Here is an 18,918-nt window from a genome sequence, read left to right as displayed (position 1 = left end):
GTAGGGGGTGTTGTATCTACTGTATAAACAGTTAATGTTTCAACATTTGTATAAGTATTGTCTGCAACCTCTAAAGATACTAAATATTCATACCCTATTTGAGGAATGAAACTAGCTGAAGGGCTAGAGCCTAAATTTGTCGTTGTTGTAGAGTTATCGGAAATGTCTGTGTCAGTCAACGTCCACGAATAAGTTACCGTTCCAGTTGTTGTTCCAGTTGTTGAACCAGTTAAGGTAAAGTTAGTGCATGCTTCGGCTGTAAATGGATTTGTTGATGGAGTTATTACTGCGTTAAAAGTTCCTCCAGCCGCTATTAAATCACCAAAAGAATAAGTTGTAGATCCACTACCAACACAAGTAGCGTATTTGTTTGTATTAATAAATATTTCATCATTGTTACTACAGGAGCCATCTATCATTCCAGGTGTCTCTATTAATAAGGCAGCGTTTGGGTCAGGCAAAGTTAATCTAACTTTATTTCCGTCAAATGTTATGGTACCAGTAGAAGTTATTGTAATTAAGTCAGTAGACAATGTTGTATAATGTTGAGAGGAGGTTCCATCTCCAAGAATTAAAGTCCCTTCAACGAAAAAATCCCCCATAACCTCCGTAGTTAAATTAGAAGTAATAGACACTGTATCACCTGAGGCAATAGTTACATTATTTGTTCCAGTAAATTCTCCCGGATAAGAAGTGGCGTTTCCCCAATTAGTTCCATCAAAATATTCCCAGGTAGACAAATTTGTCCAATCCCCACTACCAACAGACCTATAATCTCCTGCAACATATTCAACAGCCAAAGTCGATTCTAAAGACTTGGTAACTAAATTTTTAGAAGATACAACAGGGGCTAGTTCCGTTTCAACAAAACTAGCATAATCAGATATAGCTCCGTAATATATACTGGAATTAACGGTAGGTGTAGGCGTGGAAATCCTTGATACGTAATTATGATAAGCCTGCACGGTAAGACTTAAGCATAGAAAACATATTAAAAGAATAAATTTCCCAAAGTAATTTTTCTTCATATACAGTTAATTTTAGGGCGTTGCAATACCATGAATAATCATTCAGAGAAAGATTCTTTTCCATGAATAGATATTTTCTGGTTTTATTTGCTATTAACCGGTTTTAAGAGGGAATGGTCAAAATTAGCGCTAGGCTCTTCGAATGTCAAAAATAATCGTTGAAATACTCCTTTATTCTACATGAACCTAATATTTTACTTTAAATAGATTTATTAATTAATTATTTGTGGACGAATATACTATAAAAATCTGAAAAAACATCTACGAAACGCAAAAAAAGTCGACAAAATACATTTTTACTAATATTCTTATAGGAATTTAAATATTTTTATTCATCCAGTTTCTTATAATATGCGTGATGTATTTAGCTCAAAAATAAATGCATAATTATATACGAAATACCGATAAATTAAAAAGTCTCCTGAAATTCAAGAGACTTTTCTATGAGAGTTTAATTTAAACTCTCACAAATCAAAAAACCAAACTAGTTTTTTAAATTACGGGTATTGCTACTTTATTTATCACATGGATAACGCCGTTTCCAGCTTGTACATCTACTTTAATAATTCCAATGTCAGCATTACCAGCACCATCGGTCAAATCAGCTATATTATCACCTGTTCCTGGGAGTGTTATGGTTAAATTATCACCTTCAAGGCTCGCTGCAGTAGTGTCGCCGTTTGGTGTTAAATTTCCAGATGCTACGTTAGCTCCACCAATCACATGATGTAAAAGGATGCGAGTAAGTGTTGATTCTTCCGAAGGCACTGTAATAGCTGCAAAAGCAGTATCGATTGGTGCAAAAACTGTAAACGGAGGATTTAAGTTATCGTTATTTCCACCTTCAGTTCTGCTAAGTACCACTTCAAATGGTGTATTAGGGGTTAAGGTTGTAAGAGCACTCACTAATGTTGAAAATGCAGGGTCTGCAGTCGCAAAAGTGACGATGGTAGGTATGTCAATTACGGTATCAACTGCATGAATGATCCCGTTTGAGGCTACCACATCAGCTTTAGAAACCATGGAATAGCCGTTAAAGCTTACACCTCCAGCTGTGTTGTAATATAAACTTAAATTGGCATCATTAGGACCGGTAGCTAAGGTGTTAGTATAACCCGCTTCGGCTTCTAAAAGCGCGGTAGAAGGTACTACGCCACTTATAACATGGTTTAATAATACGTTAGCTAAAGCATCCGTTGGTACATCTCCTAAGCTTGCTCCATCAAGAAAACTTGCAAATGCATTATTATCTGGAGCAAGTATAGTAAAAGGACCTGCAGTTTGAAGTACACTTACTAAATTGCCGTCTGCCGCACCTAGCGCAGCGACTAAGCTATTAAAACTTGAATTTGCTAAGGCATGATCTACCACGGATGGAATACCAATAACAGCATCTACCACATGAATGACACCATTGGTAGCATCAATATTAGCCTCTATAACGTCGGATACACCATTTAATGTTACTCCTGAGGATAAATCTACAAACATGCTAATGTTTAAATCAGATGCACTTTGAGTCGCCAAAGTACTAACATAACCTGTAGATAATCCTGATGAAAATATTTCACCAGAAATAACATGATTTAATAATACTTGTGTTAAAACATCTACAGGAACATCGTTTAAAGAAGCGAAGTTGTTAGCTTGTAAGAACGCATTAAATGCGGCATTTGTAGGAGCGAAAACCGTAAATTGTCCTGATCCATTTAAAGTTTCAACAAGTCCCGCTCTCTGCAGGGCTGCTACTAGATTACTTAAATTAGGGGAAATACTTGCTATTTCAGCAATGGTTTCAGCTTGAACCATTGGAGTATCTTCATCGTCACTACAAGATACAATGGTAACTGCTAAGATTAACGAGAGTAAAATACTCAGTAGTTTAGTTTTTTTCATTTTTTTAAAGTTTTTAAAGGTTTTTAAATTTTGTTTAACAAAGTTATGTAAAAATTAAACAAAAAACCTAATTATTGTTCAATAAAATTTATAAAACAATAAACAAAACTTATAATTATAACATAATTCAGCTACTATCATTGTTAATTATTTATATCTTTGCAGACTAATTTTGTTCAGATGAAACGGGTTATAATTGGACTTTCGGGAGGTGTAGATTCTAGCGTTGCGGCCTATCTTTTAAAGGAGCAAGGCTATGAGGTTATTGGCCTTTTTATGAAAAATTGGCATGATGATTCGGTGACGATTTCTAATGAATGTCCGTGGCTTGATGATAGTAATGATGCCATGCTGGTTGCTGAAAAGTTAGGAATTCCGTTTCAAACGGTCGATTTAAGCGAACAATATAAGGAGCGTATTGTTGATTATATGTTTCATGAATACGAACGGGGACGTACTCCCAATCCCGATGTACTGTGTAATCGGGAGATAAAGTTTGATGTGTTCATGAAAATTGCATTAGACCTTGGTGCCGATTATGTTGCAACCGGTCATTACTGCAGAAAGGGGATGATTAAGAAAGATGGTAAAGACATTTATCAATTATTAGCAGGTGTTGATAATAATAAAGATCAGTCCTACTTTTTATGTCAGTTGTCCCAGGAACAACTTTCAAAATCTTTATTTCCTATCGGTGAGTTAACAAAACCTGAAGTGCGTAAAATAGCCACCGAGTTAGATTTAGTTACGGCTGAAAAGAAAGATTCTCAGGGCTTGTGTTTTATTGGTAAAGTAAAATTACCAGATTTTCTTCAACAGCAATTAAAACCTAAAGAAGGTTTTATTGTAGAAATTCCTAAGGAGCAAGATATTTATAATAGTACGGACCCAGAATTTCAATCTTCAGAAGAAAAATTACAATATTTGTCCCGAAAAATTGAATATAAGCAGGAACTAGGTAAGATTGTAGGTAAACATCAAGGGGCACATTATTTTACTAAAGGTCAACGAAAAGGATTGGCTGTAGGCGGAACGGTTGAACCTTTGTTTGTTATAGATACCAATGTAGAGGATAATATTATTTATACGGGTCAAGGTAAGGAGCATCCGGGATTATTAAAAAAAGCTTTATTCGTTCATAATGAAGAATTGCACTGGATAAGAGAAGATTTAGCACTTGAGGAAGGAGCCACTATGGAGGTAGAAGCCCGCATACGTTACAGACAACCGCTACAAAAGGCCACCTTACATCAGGTTTCGAATGGTATGTATGTTGAATTTGAAGAAAATCAATCCGCAATAACGGAAGGCCAATTTGTGGCTTGGTACCTCAATGATGAGTTAGTAGGTTCGGGAGTAATTTCATAACTTGCATAGACTAAAGATCTATGTTTAATGAAAAGAATCCTACTTATTGTTACATGTTTGTGTTGTTTCAATAGTCTTATTGCTCAGGAAGATGCTTGGGTGTATCTAATTGATAAGGCAAATGTCGCAACTGCTGTTGCCAATCCTGTTTCTATTTTAACCCAAAAGGCCATCGATAGGAAGAACAGGCATGGCATAGCCATCGATGAACGTGATGTGCCTGTTAATGAGTCTTATATTACAGATTTAAAATCCCAGTCCGGAATTTCAGTTTTAGCGAAATCTAAATGGTTGAATGCAGTCCATGTTCGCGGCAGCTTCGCAGATATTAGTGCGTTAAAAAATCTGGCTTACGTTAATTCTGTAGATTTTGCTGATAAAAGTTTAAATGCTTCTAAAACATTGAATCAAAAAAATGCCTCCAAATTTCAGCAGGAAACTATTGTTTATAATTATGGAAATGCGGCCAATCAAGCACAAATGATAAATGTTGATAAGCTTCATGAAGCTGATTATACAGGTTCAGGGATGACCATAGCTGTTCTGGATGGTTATTTTCAGAATGTATTAACGTTAAATGCTTTTAAAAGAATGCGTGACTTAGGTAATCTTAAAGGGACTTATAATTTTGTGACGCGAAATGAAGATGTATCTACGGCAAGTACAGGTAATCATGGAACAATGGTTTTAAGTACGATGGCAGGTTATGTAGACAATACTTTTGTTGGAACAGCTCCTGATGCGGCTTATTATTTGTTTGTTACAGAAGATGACCTCTCGGAAACACCAGTCGAGGAAAGTTACTGGGTGGAAGCTGCCGAACGTGCTGATAGTCTTGGAGTAGATGTGATAAATACCTCTTTAGGCTATGGAGCCTTTTACGATAATTTAAATTATCGTTATAGGAATACCGATTATGATGGGGTCACAACTTTTATAACACGTGGTGCTAATATTGCTTCAGAAAAGGGGCTGTTAGTAGTCAATTCAGCGGGTAACGAAGGGAACAATGGTTTGAATGCTCCGGCAGATTCTGCAGGAATATTAAGCGTTGGTGCTGTTGATGGATCAGGTAACAAGGCTTGGTTCAGCTCGGTTGGTAGTAATATTCAACCTACTATAAAACCTGATGTTGTTGCGCAAGGACAGTCGAGTGCTGTAATTGATGAAAATAATGTTATTGGCTTGGCAAATGGAACTTCTTTTAGTTCACCTATATTGGCGGGCGCTCTAGCTTGTTTATGGCAGGCTTTACCAGATAAAACGAATTTAGAACTTATGCAATTGGTGAGGGCGTCAGCTTCACAGTATAATTCTCCTGATTATTTGCTGGGATATGGTATTCCAGATTTATATGGCACGTTAAACAGTGCTTTAAGCATTTCGAATAATACATTAAATGATATGGCATGTTTCCCAAATCCTGTAAAGGATATATTTTATATTCAGTTACCTCAGGATTTAGAAGGCATGCCACTAAAAATATATAATGTTATCGGGAAGCTCATGATGCAAAAAACAATGAATAAGTCATTCAATAGCTTAGACCTTTCAGATCTAACTCCGGGTATTTATTTTGTTAGGGTAGAAGACCAAAACCAATCAAAAACTATTAAGCTGGTAAAACAATAATGACAAATAGAATCACAGAATTATTCCAAATAGAATACCCCATAGTTCAGGCTGGAATGGTATGGAATAGCGGATGGAAACTGGCTTCTGCTGCTAGTAATTCAGGAATTTTAGGTCTTATAGGAGCAGGTTCCATGTATCCAGAAGTATTGCGTGAGCATATCCAAAAATGTAAGGCTGCTACCGATAAACCTTTCGGAGTGAATGTTCCAATGCTCTATCCGAACATTCAGGAAATCATGGATATTATTGTTGAAGAAGGTGTGAAAATAGTGTTCACTTCGGCTGGTAACCCAAAAACATGGACTACATGGTTGCAGGAAAAAGGCATAACCGTGGTACATGTGGTAAGTAGTGTGAAATTCGCCTTAAAAGCTCAGGAGGCTGGGGTCGATGCAGTGGTGGCTGAAGGTTTTGAAGCTGGAGGACATAATGGCCGTGATGAAACCACTACCTTAACTTTAATTCCTATGGTAAAGGAAAAATTATCCATACCACTAATCGCAGCTGGAGGTATTGCTACTGGTCGTGCTATGTTGGCCACCATGATTTTAGGTGCCGATGCTGTGCAGATAGGGAGTCGGTTTGTAGCTAGCGAAGAGAGTTCTGCACATCAGAATTTTAAACAATTGGTCGTGGATTCAAAGGAAGGAGATACCCAATTAACACTCAAGGAACTGGCACCGGTTCGATTAATAAAAAATAAATTCTATTACGATATTCAAGAGTTGTATCAAAAAGGACCTTCTGTTGAGCAATTAAAGGATTTATTAGGAAGGGCTAGAGCTAAACGCGGTATGTTTGAAGGGGATCTTGAAGAGGGTGAGTTAGAAATAGGCCAGATATCCGGACTTATTCATGATATAAAACCGGTCGCCGAAATTGTGAAAGACATTATTGCGGAATTTGAAGAAGCAAAGAAGTCGATAAGTAGAATGTAATTCAAAAGAAAAAGGGAAAATAAGTATTTTCCCTTTTTCAGATAGGAAACATAAAGCATCTTATTAAAAAATCCCTATACAATAAAAGCTAATTGTTTCTTATGTCTATATCTAAATCGATGATGATTCATCAAAAATTAAGTTTTGTAAGTTACGAATAAAGTCTAATTGTTTGATTAAAAGATGTTTATAGTTATTAACAATCTTTTGATTGACTAAAAATCATAAGAAAATTTTAATACTTAATAGTTCCAAATAATAAGGGGTAAAGTTTACTTTTGCAGCATGCAATTAACGAGTTATACTAAAGAATTTAAATACAACTGGCAACTGGCAGCACCTGTTATGTTGGGTATGCTTGGACATACCTTTGTGAGTTTTGTCGATAATATTATGGTGGGGCAGTTGGGTACGGCCGAGCTTGCCGCTGTTTCTCTAGGGAATAGCTTTATGTTTATTGCCATGTCTCTAGGAATTGGTTTTTCAACAGCCATTACGCCCCTTATTGCAGAAGCCGATGCCTCAAAAGATTTTATAAAGGGAAAATCCTCCTTTAAGCACGGTTTGTTTTTATGTACAGTTATAGGTATAGCTTTATTTCTTATGTTACTTGTTGGTAAACCACTAATGTATTTTATGAAACAACCCGAGGAAGTGGTCGAATTGGCCATTCCATATTTAAATCTCGTAGCTCTTTCATTAATACCGCTTATTGTTTTTCAGGCTTTTAAACAATTCAGTGACGGTTTATCTATGACGCGTTATCCGATGTATGCAACCATTTTTGCAAACATCATTAATATAGCTTTAAACTATGTTCTTATTTTTGGAAAATTAGGTTTTCCGGAATTAGGTATCGTAGGTGCCGCTTACGGTACATTAATATCGAGATTTTTAATGGTTTGGTATTTATGGTATTTACTAAAGCGTAAAGAGAAGTCTAAAAGGTATGTTACACAAATTAAGTTATTTGTTCTGAGCAAACCGATGCTCAAAAAGATTTTAAATTTAGGTGCACCCAGCGCTATGCAAATGTTTTTTGAGGTAGCCATATTCACAGCCGCCATTTGGTTAAGTGGTTTGTTAGGTAAAAATCCGCAGGCAGCCAATCAAATAGCACTTAATTTGTCGTCTATGACCTTTATGGTAGCAACGGGGTTGAGTGTGGCAGCTATGATTCGTGTGGGAAATCAGAAAGGACTTCAACGCTATAAAGAACTGCGTCGTATTGCATTTTCCATATTTTTATTAGGAATTATATTGGCATCTGGATTTGCATTGATGTTCTTTTTATTGCACAATCAGCTTCCAAAACTATATGTTGACTTTGATGATCTTGAAAATCTGATCGATAATACTGAAGTGGTAGGTATTGCCGCCCAATTACTTATCGTTGCAGCTATTTTTCAAATAAGCGATAGTGTTCAGGTTATTTTCCTGGGTGCACTTCGTGGTCTTCAGGATGTGAAAATGCCAACCATTATTACTTTTATCTCTTATTGGCTTATTGGTTTTCCGGTGTGTTGGTTTTTAGGTAATGAAACGGCCTATGGTAGTTTTGGTATTTGGTTAGGCTTGTTGGTGGGATTAACCTCGGCAGCGATTTTATTATATTTTAGATTCAATTATTTAACTAAAAAGTTAATTTTACAAAAAGAAAACTAAAGCATGACTTTACCTAAATTTATACTAGGAGATAATACAGATTATCCGAATGCCATTTTTGTAATTCACACGGAGTTTCCACGATTTATCATTAACCTTGAAGATGATGAGATTGAGTGGTTTGAAGATTTTGATGACGAAGATCAAAAGGAATTAGAAACCGAAACCGAACTGGCTATTAAACAGGCTACTGAGTTTTACGACCGAGAAATTGAAAAATACGAGGAGTAATAGTTTAAAATTTTATTTTAAATTGCGGTAAAACCAACATAAATGATCGATCAGCTTTTAGACTACGATACGCAACTTTTTTTATTTTTAAATAATTTAGGTAAGCCAACATGGGATGGACTTTGGTTGTTAATAACGAACAAATTAACCTTTGTTCCGCTTTATGCCATTTTATTGTATTTATTGTATAAGAAGTTTGGCTTAAAGTCCTTACTTATGTTTGTGGTTGTTATTGCTTTAATGATAACTTTTACCGATCAAATCACAAATGTTTTTAAACGTGGATTTGCCAGGCCGCGCCCTTGTGGTGAAGCCGATTTGTTAGACCAGATGCGATTTATTGCCGTACGATGTGGTAAGTATGGTTTCTTTTCAGGACATTCTTCAAACTCTATGGCAGCAGCAGTTTTTGCTGGACTAATATTAAGACCTTATTATAAAAATCTAATCTTTATTTTGTTGTTCTGGAGTGCTGTTGTGGCTTATAGTCGCATTTACGTGGGGGTACATTATCCTTTAGATATTTTTTGCGGACTTACCTTCGGTGCAATTTCAGGATTTCTGTTTTATAAAATTTCTAAAATCTTATTAAGAACGTATAATTTTTAAAGACCTAAAAGATACTCCGCTGCGGCAAAGGGCGTTGTTTTTTGCTGTTCTATCAATTCTATTTGTTTAGCCATTTCTTTTTGGATGGTTTCCCGATTGAAAAAATCATACTTTAGTTGACTTTCAATCGTTTGAATAAGCCAGTATTTATTTTGTTCTCGCCGCTTAACCTCAAAATAATGATTCTTTTTGGTTAAGTGAATATATTCTAATATTAACTGCCAGACGTCTGCAATGCCCTCATTTTTAAGGGCGCTACAGGTGGTTACTTTAGGTTGCCATTGGGATTCTTTTTCTGGGTATAAATGTAAGCTACGTTCTAAATCAGCCTTTGTTAATTGGGCTTGTTTCAAATTAGCGCCATCCGCTTTATTAATGGCAATGGCATCGGCCATTTCTATAACGCCGCGTTTTATGCCTTGCAGGTCATCGCCAGCCCCGGTAAGTTGTAATAATAAAAAGAAATCGACCATGCTGTGTACCGTGGTTTCACTTTGACCAACTCCTACTGTTTCAATGATAATAACGTTGTATCCGGCTGCTTCACATAAGGTAATGGTTTCTCGTGTTTTACGGGCTACACCACCAAGAGTAGTACCTGTAGCAGAGGGGCGAATAAAGGCATTCGGATCTTTGGCTAAAGTTTCCATGCGGGTTTTATCTCCCAGGATGCTACCTTTACTAAGTGAACTGCTAGGGTCTATGGCTAGTACGGCTACTCGTTTTCCTATGGCCGTAAGGTGTTTACCAAAGGTTTCAATAAAGCTGCTTTTTCCAACACCAGGAACACCGGTAATACCAATTCTTATCGATTTTTCGGCATGGGGTAAACAGGCATTTATAATGTTATTAGCCTGTTTTAAGTGCTTTGGGTTGTTGCTTTCAACTAAAGTTATGGCACGACTTAATGCGGAAATATCCTTATTAAGAATATGTTTTATAAGGGTTTGCGTATTAGGTGATTCTAATCGTTTCTTTTTAATATGAGAAATAGCATTGCTATTGGTAAGTTCCGATTGCGAAACACCTTCATTTTTCTTTAAAGCCGATTTTTTTTCTTTTGCCAATGGTATGCTGTTGTATACCTAAATTACAATTTTTTTTATAGTCGAAAATAAAAGACTCGAGAAATATTATTTTAAAGGCACAGAAACTTTAATATCATCCCAGGCCATGGTTAATAACAAGTTATCTGTAGAATTATCAAAAGCAATGGTAAACTGTTCTACTACGGTATTAAGGTTTTCAACAGGTACTTCTAAATCCAGTACATCATAATTCGGATCCCAAAGAGGTTTCATTTCAGAATCGACTCCCCATTTATATTGTTTCGAATTAAAAATAACGGTCCAAGAACTGTCTTTAGGTACTGTCCAGAGGGTGTATTTTCCGGCAGGAAGGGTCATATCCTGAATGTCCAAAGGTTTGTTTGTTTCAAAGGTAGTCGCTTCGTTAGCACCCGTTCTCCAAACCTGATTGAATGGCACTAAAGCTCCAAAAATCTCACGACCTTTCTTGTATGGACGGTTATAAAAAACCTCTAGTTCTAAATCGTTAAGTTTAAATTCTACAGTGTCCTTTGGGCTTAAGCGTTTTTCGAAAATATTTTCAACAAAAAAAGAATAAAGAAAAAGTCCAACAGCTATAATAGATAAAACAACTAAAGTGCGTTTCAAAAAGGTATTCATAAATTGATTTTTGAGGGGTAAATATACTTTAAAAACTAATAATTAATATATTAGGAACGGACAATTATCAGGTTTTGTTTTATATACGTGTTAAATTTTCAAATTGTTTGCAACACCCCGAAATTTTTGTCGTCTTTATAATTGAACTAACTAAAAATCAAAAGTAATTCAAGCATGTTTCAGGTTGACATTATTGAACAATGTAAACAGAACAATCGTAAAGCACAGCTTAAACTATACAGGCAGTATTGTCAGGGTATGTTTATTGTTGCAAATCGATTTTTGAAAGATGTTAACGATGCCGAAGATGCTCTGCAGGAAGCTTTTATAAAAGCATTTTCTAAACTGGATCAATTTCATGCAGATGTTACTTTTGGGGCCTGGTTAAAACGTATTGTTATTAATACATGTATCGACTTTTTGAAATCTAAAAAGCAACAACTCATTGCTTTGGAGGAGGTGCACCTTAAAGTGGTCGATGCTGAGATTAATGACAAATGGTTAGTTGAAGATACTATTACATTAACCGATGTAAAACAAGCTATTGAAAAATTACCGGATAAGTATCAGTATGTTGTGATGCTGTATATTATAGAAGGCTACGATCATCAGGAAATATCGGAGATACTCAATATTTCGGAAGTGGCATCACGGACACAACTATATCGAGGTAAGGTTAAATTACAGGAACTTTTAAGTACTAAAAAAGATGGCACGGGATATTAGAGATTTATACAAGAACGAAGCATTACATCATGTACAACTACCCGAAGGGCATGAAGCACGATTTCTTGAAAAGTTAGATACGGCATTACCAAAGCAGAAACAAATTATGTCGCATTGGTTGTATATGGTGGCTTCTGTGGTTGTATTTCTGGGTATAGGATTAGTGACTTATAATTATTTTAACGATGAAGGCACCACACCTAATCAGGTGGTTGCAAATACTACGGTTGAAACTAAAACGCTGGGTGATATTTCTCCTGGTTTAAAGAAAGTGGAGGATTATTATTTAGCGAGTATTAATCTGGAATTGTCTAAAATTAAGTACACACCCGAAACCAAAGAAATGTTTGATGGCTACATCATGCAACTCGAAGAACTTGATAAGGAATATAAACGCCTGTCTCGTGAATTAACCGAAGTCGGACCATCAGAATTAACTGTAAATGCCCTAATCGATAACTTGAAGTTCAGGTTAAGCTTGTTGTATCGTTTAAAATCACAATTAAAAGCATTGAATCCCGATGCAAACATTATTGAAAATTCATCACAATCCATTTAATCAATCAAAAAATGAACAAATTAATTATAACAAACATGCTGCTGTTTATAGTGTTGTTGCTAAGTCACGACCTCATAGGACAGCAAAAGTTAACAAAAGTCTCCCAGTCTATAAATGTGGATAAGGAGGCGGTGGTCGATTTAAACACAAGTTATTGCAATATTGTTTTCGAGACCTGGAACAAAGATGTTGTGCAAATTGAAGCTTATATTGAAAGTGATAAGTTGAGTGACAGTGACTTGAAAGAAGCTTTAAAAAACTGGACGGTAGATATCGATGCTACAAGAAGTGATGTGCAGATAGCCACCAGAGGGCATGCGCCTAAAATGTGGGTGCATCGTTTAGGAGATGACACGGAAGATATGCATGCCATTATAGAAGAATTAAAGTTTGCGATAGCTGATGCTCCCAATATAGATTACGAGTTTATTGAAGTGCCTGAAGTCAATGAAATTATTGAAGTACCAAGGGTTCCTGAAATGCCTGAGTTGCCGGAGTTACCTGAAGGTCTAGGGGATATTTATTTTGACTATGAGGCGTACCAAAAGGATGGAGAGAGCTATTTGGAGGAATATTCTAAAGAGCTTGAAAAGACCTTAGGTAAAGATTTTCAAGCGAAAATGGCCGACTGGGGTGAAAACTATGCTAAGAAAATGGAAGCTATGGAGCATAAGCTGGAAGCACAAATGAAAAAGCAAGAAGAACAAATACAAAAGCGTCATGCGCAGATTATTATTTTAAATAATAAAAGGGAAGAGGCCATGGGGGAGCGTTTAAAATTTCATGAAAAACAACGTCGCGAACATGACAAACTTGCGGACGAGAGACGTATTATTGTTGAGAAATTAGTGACCGATAAATCCAATGCAGATGTTAAGAAGACCATTCGAATTAAAATTCCTAAGGATGCGAAATTAAAAGTAAATGTAAGGCACGGGGAATTAAAAATTGCTTCGGCCATCGACAATTTAAAGGCCAATCTTTCTTATACCAAATTGGTAGCAAATAGCATTAATGGAAGTTCTACTTCTGTTAATGCTTCTTATGCGCCAGTAAAAATTACAAATTGGAATGTTGGAGAGCTGAATGTTAATTATGTAGAGGATGTTGAAATAGGACAAATTAAACACATTGTTCTTACGGCTAATTCTTCGAAAGTAAATATAGAAAAGCTTAGTGGTAATGCTATTATAAATGGCTCTATAGGCGATTTGAACATCGCACAAATCGACGATGCCTTTACCAATCTTAATATTATTCTTCAAAATAGTAATGCTTCCATAGCGTTACCATCGGTAGATTACAACTTGCAATATGTTGGAAGTCAATCTAACTTTAAGCATCCACTTAGAAAATCTCAAGATAAAACGAGTAGCTTTTCAACCGGAGCAACGCATAGCGGTAAAAGTATATTGGTAAATGCTAAGTTTAGCAATGTGACTATGCAATAATTTCTGGTGCTATTTATTCCTTTATAGCCGCCTGACACGTCTCAACAATTTCAGAAAGATCGGTTTTGTAGTCAAACCAAAGGGTGTCAGTATCTTTTCTAAACCAGGTTAATTGTCTTTTAGCAAAGCGACGGGTATTTTTCTTTATTTCAGAAACCGCAAAATCTAAAGTCCAACTGCCATCCAGATAATTGAATAATTCTTTATAACCTACAGTATTCAGGGCATTCAGGTGCTTGTAAGCTATTAGTGTTTTAACTTCGTCCAGTAAACCAGCAGCCATCATGATATCGACACGTTGATTAATGCGATCGTAAATAATCTCGCGATCGGCCGTTAGTCCTACAGTAATGGTTTTAAACGTTCTACCTTGTTTTTCTTTATTTAAAAAAGAAGAATATGGCTTGTTCGTGCCTATGCATATTTCCAGAGCGCGTATAACCCGGTGTGGATTATCTATGGCCATATAGTTATACGAAGTTGGGTCTAAGGTTTTTAATTGGTTTTGTAGCGGAGCTAATCCCTCAGATTCTAAAGTGTTAATCAGTTGTTCCCGAATTTCAGGAGCTACCTTAGGGAAGTCATCCAGTCCCTTGGTAACGGCATTACTGTATAAACCAGAACCTCCAACCATAATAACCACCTTATGGACTTTAAATAAGTCCTCTAAACAGCTGAGCGCATCTTTTTCAAAGGCGCCAACATTATAATTATCCTGAATGGATTTATGATGAATAAAATGATGTTTTGCCGCGGCGAGTTCCGCTTGATCTGGGGCGGCAGTACCAATTTGCATTTCTTTAAAAAACTGTCGCGAATCGGCCGAAATAATTTCAGTGTTAAAATAATTTGCGAGTTTTATACTTAGGGCGGTTTTACCTATAGCCGTAGGGCCTACAATGGAAATTAAATACTTATTCATCCTTTAAATTATGACCGCAATTATAACAAAATTGCGCATCATCTTTGTGGTTTATAGCTAAACAATTTGAACAGGTCTGTGTATTTAAATGTAAATCTGAAGTGTCCTCTTTTTTATCTTTTTTATTTTGGGTACTGTATTCAGCCGATACGATACCGGTTGGAACAGCAATTATGCCATACCCTAAAACCATAACCAAAGAAGCTATAAACTGCCCCAAGGGGGTTTGCGGTGCTATATCTCCAAAACCAACCGTCGTTAAGGTTACAATACACCAGTAAACACTTTTAGGAATGTTTGTAAAGCCATTGTCTTCACCTTCAACCAAATACATAATCGTACCTAGTATGATGGCGACTATAAGTACCGCAAATAAAAAGACGGATATTTTAGCTTTACTTGATTTTATGGCAGCAGCCAAATTATTGGATGCTCCTAAATACCTGGCAAGTTTTAATATTCTAAAAATACGCAATAAGCGAAGCGCTCGTAATGCCGCCAGAGCATGTACGCCCCCGATAATTAAGGAAATGTATTTGGGCACGGTCGATAAAAAATCGATAATGCCATAAAAGCTAAAAATATATTTAAATGGTTTATTTACCGTAACAATCCTTGCTATGTATTCAATAGAGAAAAGAATGGTTATAATCCATTCCAGAATATCTAAAATACTATGGTATTGGTTGTCAATACTTTTTACACTTTCCAGCATAACCAGTAAGATACTGGCCAGAATAACACTTAAAAGAACAACATCAAATAACTTTCCTGCAGGCGTATCTGCTTCATAAATAATTTCATAAAGTTTTTCCTTCCAGGTTTTTTGTTTTTGAGTTGCCATGTTCTTCAAAAATACTAAAAGAAAGCTTAGGTTCTTTTTAGTAGTAAAATACTATTCTTTTGCGTATCTACAATTTTATTCATGATTTCTTTTAAATAGGGATAATACTCGACAGGATAAAAGTCGGAGTTAAAATTTATTTTCAGAAATATATGAACCACATCCTTGATTAATTTTGTACTAAAGTTGACCCTGCCTGAATTGTTTGGAAGTCCTAAACTGAAATCTTTTGGTTTTTCAACCAGACTGTAATGGTCGCCAAGTTTAAGCTGTAACATATACATATACGTATCTTTAAAACCAAAGTCTATCGGGTAGGTGCGTTCCTGAAGTTTAAAGGGGTTTTCACTAAAAAACTTAATAAGGAACGGATTAAAATATATGGCGTTTTCTATTGCGTCTGTAAGGTATTCAAGATTGTAAGATTCTGAGAACTGCGAGGCATTAATATCGTCGTCTGTTACTTCAAAATCAAAAACTTCCATGTCTTCATAATTGTTTTGTAACTTGGTAAAATAATTACTTTTATTACTTAAATAATCCTTCTTTGTATTAAGCGCATAATAACCGGTTTTCCTAGTTTTTATATGACCAGCCATGGCATTGTCTTCTTTTAACTCTAAGGACACACTGTATACTATAGAAGAAACGTTTTTATCTTTGATGTCAATCCAGCTACTTCCGTTTTTAAAATCTAATAATCGCCCGTAATGGTTCAGGCATTTAAAAGGAAGCTGTCCGAAATGTAAATATTTATCGGTCGCATCCAGTAGATAGGTGTTGCCATCAATTTCAGCCTGAACAATCAGATAATTAAAGTCCGATATTACCGGGTATATTTTAGTTGCAAATCCATTTTTTCTGGTAGAAAGCAGTACGGGCTTCACATTTATACTGGCAGCTTCCAGCAGGTTATGCAATAGTATATTGATTTCGGATACATTACCGGTACGTTCTTTTATCAGGTCTTTTACCGAAACTTCTTTAAATATTCTATATTCACCATTCCAGATGTAATGTTCCTGAACATAATCGTAAATCGCACTGGCTCTGGCCAAAGGGTCGGTCATGTTCATAATGTCTGGACTCAATAAATCGTCTGTATCTACCGATTTTTGTAATTGCCGTCCGATGTTTTTATCAGATTTCAATTCGTCATCTACGGTTTCCCAGGTTTTCGAATAGTCATTATGAACTCCATTAAAGCCTTTAAAGGTTTTTAGCTCGTAATCTATACGCGCTAAATAATTCGATTTACTGGTCATATAATCTTCTTCAATAAAAGCAGGTATGTCTTTCATGGCGTATTTCGATACCGAACAATCAGCTTTTCCGCCATTACCGCCAGTTAAACATCCCTTTTTTACCTCAGATTCATTTATTGTTAGTTTTTCGCTACCTACCAGTTTTATATGGTAATCCCAGTTGGCTGGTATACTGGCATTGTATTCACTATATAGCTTCGGTATGTCGCCCTGAAATTCCCAGCCTCTATATTTGAACATAAAAGGCGATACCGTAGTGTAGCTATAGGTTATAACAGAACCAGCTTTTACATTAGGCAAGGTAAATTTTACCAAATCATGATGCTCATCGTACTCAATGTCGTGTATGTCGTTTTTGTCTAATTTGGTGGTAATAACCTGATCGCCCTCCAGAGTATAAGTAGTAGCGGTAATATCCGTAACACGTTCAAAGCTATTATTGTCGCTCTGATACAGGTATATGCTTATATTGGCATGGTCGAACCCTTCTTTATTAAAAATTTTAATCTTATGCTTTTCTTGCGAATGGAGTCTATAGGTGGTGGGGTCTACGAAGCTGTTTCCCGATTCGTATAAAACCAAGGCATTGGCGGTTGAATCTTTTGCATGAGACGTCATTCTTAAATCACTCAAAGAAACACGGTATTTCGGAGTGTTTTGATCTTGCTGTGAATAAATAAATAGTGAATGACTTAATAAAATTAAAAGGCTACATATTTTTCTCATGTAGCTAATGTAATAATTTTCACTCGATTATTTCTCCTTAAATAACTTTGAATAATATGCTGGGTATCCCGGTTGTTTTGCATGGGTGTAATAATGGATTCCAGCACCTCAATATGGTTTATCTGGTAATTTAAATTATAATAACCAATACCTTTAAATACACCATTTTCAATAAGTATGGCACTGTGTTCGTCTACATCACGACCACGATCTACAATCACCATATTTTTATTAGCGTAGCTGTTTTTATTTATCAGAGCTTCTACGCGCTGGTTATAATCTTCAGCCGATTCTTTTTGTATGCAAGCCCCATTACAGGTCTTTACTTCGTAATTAAAGCAGCTGGTTTTGGTTTTATATAAACCCGCCAGTTTCTGGCATAGATTGTATTCTTCAATAGCTTTGGTTAAAAAGCTTTTGCCACTATCCCGATTGCTAAAGGTTGTAATCGGTTTTTTGCGGCCATCGGCAGCATCAATTTTTAAGTTAATATAACCATCATCGTCAGTAAAACTATATAAGGCATGAGTAAATATGGTACGACGTAGTGCTCGATTAAAAATGGGTTTAATACGTTTTATGGCTTCACTTTCTTTAAGAAGCGCAACCAACTCACTACCTGTAGCTTCATAACTTACGGAATGCACTAAAGCCTGTATTTTTTTAGATTTCTGATTAGTGTTTGTGAAATGCTGATTAATACGCCTTTTAATATTCTTGCTTTTACCCACGTAAATAATATCGCCATTGGCTTTATGTATGTAATATACGCCGGTAACAGAGGGTAAATCGGCCAGGATATCCAGGTGTCTTGGTTCTAACTGATGTTTGGGATTCAGTTTGATGGATTGCTGAATAATGCTTCGTGAAGCATCTTTGTCTAACAGCAGTTTAAACAACTTTACCGTTGCCAGTGCATCGCCTGATGCCCGGTGTCTGTCGGTAACCGGAATCCCTAAAGAGCGCACCAGTTTTCCCAGACTATAAGACGGCTGATTCGGAATTAAATCTTTTGCAAGTTCCACTGTACATAAGGAAGGACGAATGAACTCATACCCGAGACGTCTGAATTCGGTACTTAAAATGCGGTAATCAAACTGGGCATTATGCGCCACAAGAATACAATCATCGGTGATTTCAACAATACGCTTGGCTACCTCATAAAACTTAGGGGCATTACGCAGCATGTTATTATTAATACCGGTAAGATTTATTACAAAAGGCTGAATGTCGCGCTCCGGATTTATCAGACTGATAAACTGATCTACTACTTTGTGCCCGTCGTATTTGTAGATAGCTATTTCAGTAATGCCTTCTTCATTGTATTTACCGCCCGTGGTTTCTATGTCTAATATCGCGTAAATAGA

At 36.2% G+C, this 18,918-nt stretch carries 17 protein-coding genes; 9 read left to right on the top strand and 8 right to left on the bottom strand.

Features of this window, described 5'->3' with window-relative positions; genetic code table 11:
- Together H611_RS13825 and H611_RS0102290 are read right to left on the bottom strand one after the other, a co-directional pair.
- On the bottom strand, positions 1-1,028 hold a 1,028-nt coding region (locus tag H611_RS13825; protein WP_157515029.1), incomplete at its 3' end, for a hypothetical protein.
- Between the two features lie 492 nt (positions 1,029-1,520).
- Complete coding sequence (locus H611_RS0102290; RefSeq protein WP_027136827.1) at positions 1,521-2,924, bottom strand: fasciclin domain-containing protein; 1,404 nt, start codon at positions 2,922-2,924, stop codon at positions 1,521-1,523.
- Between the two features lie 180 nt (positions 2,925-3,104).
- Between H611_RS0102290 and mnmA the strand changes: the two genes are divergently transcribed.
- The 6 genes from mnmA to H611_RS0102260 all read left to right on the top strand — a co-directional run bounded on the left by mnmA (position 3,105) and on the right by H611_RS0102260 (position 9,370).
- Complete coding sequence (gene mnmA / locus H611_RS0102285) at positions 3,105-4,292, top strand: tRNA 2-thiouridine(34) synthase MnmA (protein ID WP_027136826.1); 1,188 nt, start codon at positions 3,105-3,107, stop codon at positions 4,290-4,292.
- A 27-nt stretch (positions 4,293-4,319) separates the two neighbouring features.
- Positions 4,320-5,924, top strand: a complete 1,605-nt coding sequence (locus tag H611_RS0102280; protein WP_027136825.1) for a S8 family serine peptidase — start codon at positions 4,320-4,322, stop codon at positions 5,922-5,924.
- A complete protein-coding gene (locus H611_RS0102275; RefSeq protein WP_027136824.1) occupies positions 5,924-6,865 on the top strand; it encodes an NAD(P)H-dependent flavin oxidoreductase in 942 nt (313 codons plus the stop codon). Before H611_RS0102280 ends, H611_RS0102275 begins: the two co-directional genes overlap by 1 nt.
- A 285-nt stretch (positions 6,866-7,150) precedes the next feature.
- On the top strand, positions 7,151-8,530 hold the full coding sequence (locus H611_RS0102270; RefSeq protein WP_027136823.1) for an MATE family efflux transporter: 1,380 nt from the start codon (positions 7,151-7,153) through the stop codon (positions 8,528-8,530).
- 3 nt (positions 8,531-8,533) lie between these two features.
- Positions 8,534-8,761, top strand: a complete 228-nt coding sequence (locus H611_RS0102265) for a hypothetical protein (protein ID WP_027136822.1) — start codon at positions 8,534-8,536, stop codon at positions 8,759-8,761.
- A gap of 42 nt (positions 8,762-8,803) precedes the next feature.
- Positions 8,804-9,370 carry a phosphatase PAP2 family protein gene (locus H611_RS0102260; RefSeq protein WP_027136821.1) on the top strand — a complete coding sequence of 189 codons (567 nt, stop codon included), beginning with the start codon at positions 8,804-8,806 and terminating at the stop codon, positions 9,368-9,370.
- Here the strand turns inward: H611_RS0102260 and meaB are convergent.
- Entirely contained in the window at positions 9,367-10,437 is a 1,071-nt protein-coding gene (meaB, locus tag H611_RS0102255; protein WP_027136820.1) for a methylmalonyl Co-A mutase-associated GTPase MeaB, read from the bottom strand. The two genes, H611_RS0102260 and meaB, sit on opposite strands and share 4 nt — an antisense overlap.
- Before the next feature lie 66 nt (positions 10,438-10,503).
- Positions 10,504-11,058 carry a DUF2911 domain-containing protein gene (locus H611_RS0102250; RefSeq protein WP_027136819.1) on the bottom strand — a complete coding sequence of 185 codons (555 nt, stop codon included), beginning with the start codon at positions 11,056-11,058 and terminating at the stop codon, positions 10,504-10,506.
- A gap of 174 nt (positions 11,059-11,232) precedes the next feature.
- Here H611_RS0102250 and H611_RS0102245 point away from each other — a divergent pair, with 174 nt between their 5' ends.
- The 3 genes from H611_RS0102245 to H611_RS0102235 are packed head-to-tail and all read left to right on the top strand — an operon-like array spanning position 11,233 to position 13,794.
- Positions 11,233-11,784 (top strand): RNA polymerase sigma factor, encoded by a 552-nt coding sequence (locus H611_RS0102245; RefSeq protein WP_027136818.1) that lies wholly within the window; start codon positions 11,233-11,235, stop codon positions 11,782-11,784.
- Positions 11,768-12,343 carry a hypothetical protein gene (locus tag H611_RS0102240; RefSeq protein ID WP_027136817.1) on the top strand — a complete coding sequence of 192 codons (576 nt, stop codon included), beginning with the start codon at positions 11,768-11,770 and terminating at the stop codon, positions 12,341-12,343. Before H611_RS0102245 ends, H611_RS0102240 begins: the two co-directional genes overlap by 17 nt.
- Before the next feature lie 11 nt (positions 12,344-12,354).
- Positions 12,355-13,794 carry a hypothetical protein gene (locus H611_RS0102235; RefSeq protein ID WP_027136816.1) on the top strand — a complete coding sequence of 480 codons (1,440 nt, stop codon included), beginning with the start codon at positions 12,355-12,357 and terminating at the stop codon, positions 13,792-13,794.
- A 13-nt stretch (positions 13,795-13,807) separates the two neighbouring features.
- On the opposite strand, the gene miaA is transcribed toward H611_RS0102235, so the two are convergent.
- The 4 genes from miaA to H611_RS0102215 are packed head-to-tail and all read right to left on the bottom strand — an operon-like array spanning position 13,808 to position 18,915.
- Positions 13,808-14,716 carry a tRNA (adenosine(37)-N6)-dimethylallyltransferase MiaA gene (gene miaA, locus H611_RS0102230; RefSeq protein WP_027136815.1) on the bottom strand — a complete coding sequence of 303 codons (909 nt, stop codon included), beginning with the start codon at positions 14,714-14,716 and terminating at the stop codon, positions 13,808-13,810.
- Positions 14,709-15,560, bottom strand: coding sequence for an ion transporter (locus tag H611_RS0102225; protein WP_027136814.1), 852 nt, complete (start codon positions 15,558-15,560; stop codon positions 14,709-14,711). The genes miaA and H611_RS0102225 overlap by 8 nt, the downstream gene beginning before the upstream one ends.
- 26 nt (positions 15,561-15,586) lie before the next feature.
- Positions 15,587-17,551 (bottom strand): DUF3857 domain-containing protein, encoded by a 1,965-nt coding sequence (locus H611_RS0102220; protein ID WP_027136813.1) that lies wholly within the window; start codon positions 17,549-17,551, stop codon positions 15,587-15,589.
- Positions 17,548-18,915, bottom strand: coding sequence for an exonuclease domain-containing protein (locus tag H611_RS0102215; RefSeq protein WP_027136812.1), 1,368 nt, complete (start codon positions 18,913-18,915; stop codon positions 17,548-17,550). Before H611_RS0102215 ends, H611_RS0102220 begins: the two co-directional genes overlap by 4 nt.
- Between the last annotated feature and the right edge of the window lie 3 nt (positions 18,916-18,918).

The organism is Gaetbulibacter saemankumensis DSM 17032, from assembly GCF_000425645.1.
GTDB classification, from domain to species: domain Bacteria; phylum Bacteroidota; class Bacteroidia; order Flavobacteriales; family Flavobacteriaceae; genus Gaetbulibacter; species Gaetbulibacter saemankumensis.
The sequence above is the reverse complement of the archived record's forward strand: the minus strand, read 5'-3'. Positions and strand labels throughout refer to the sequence as shown.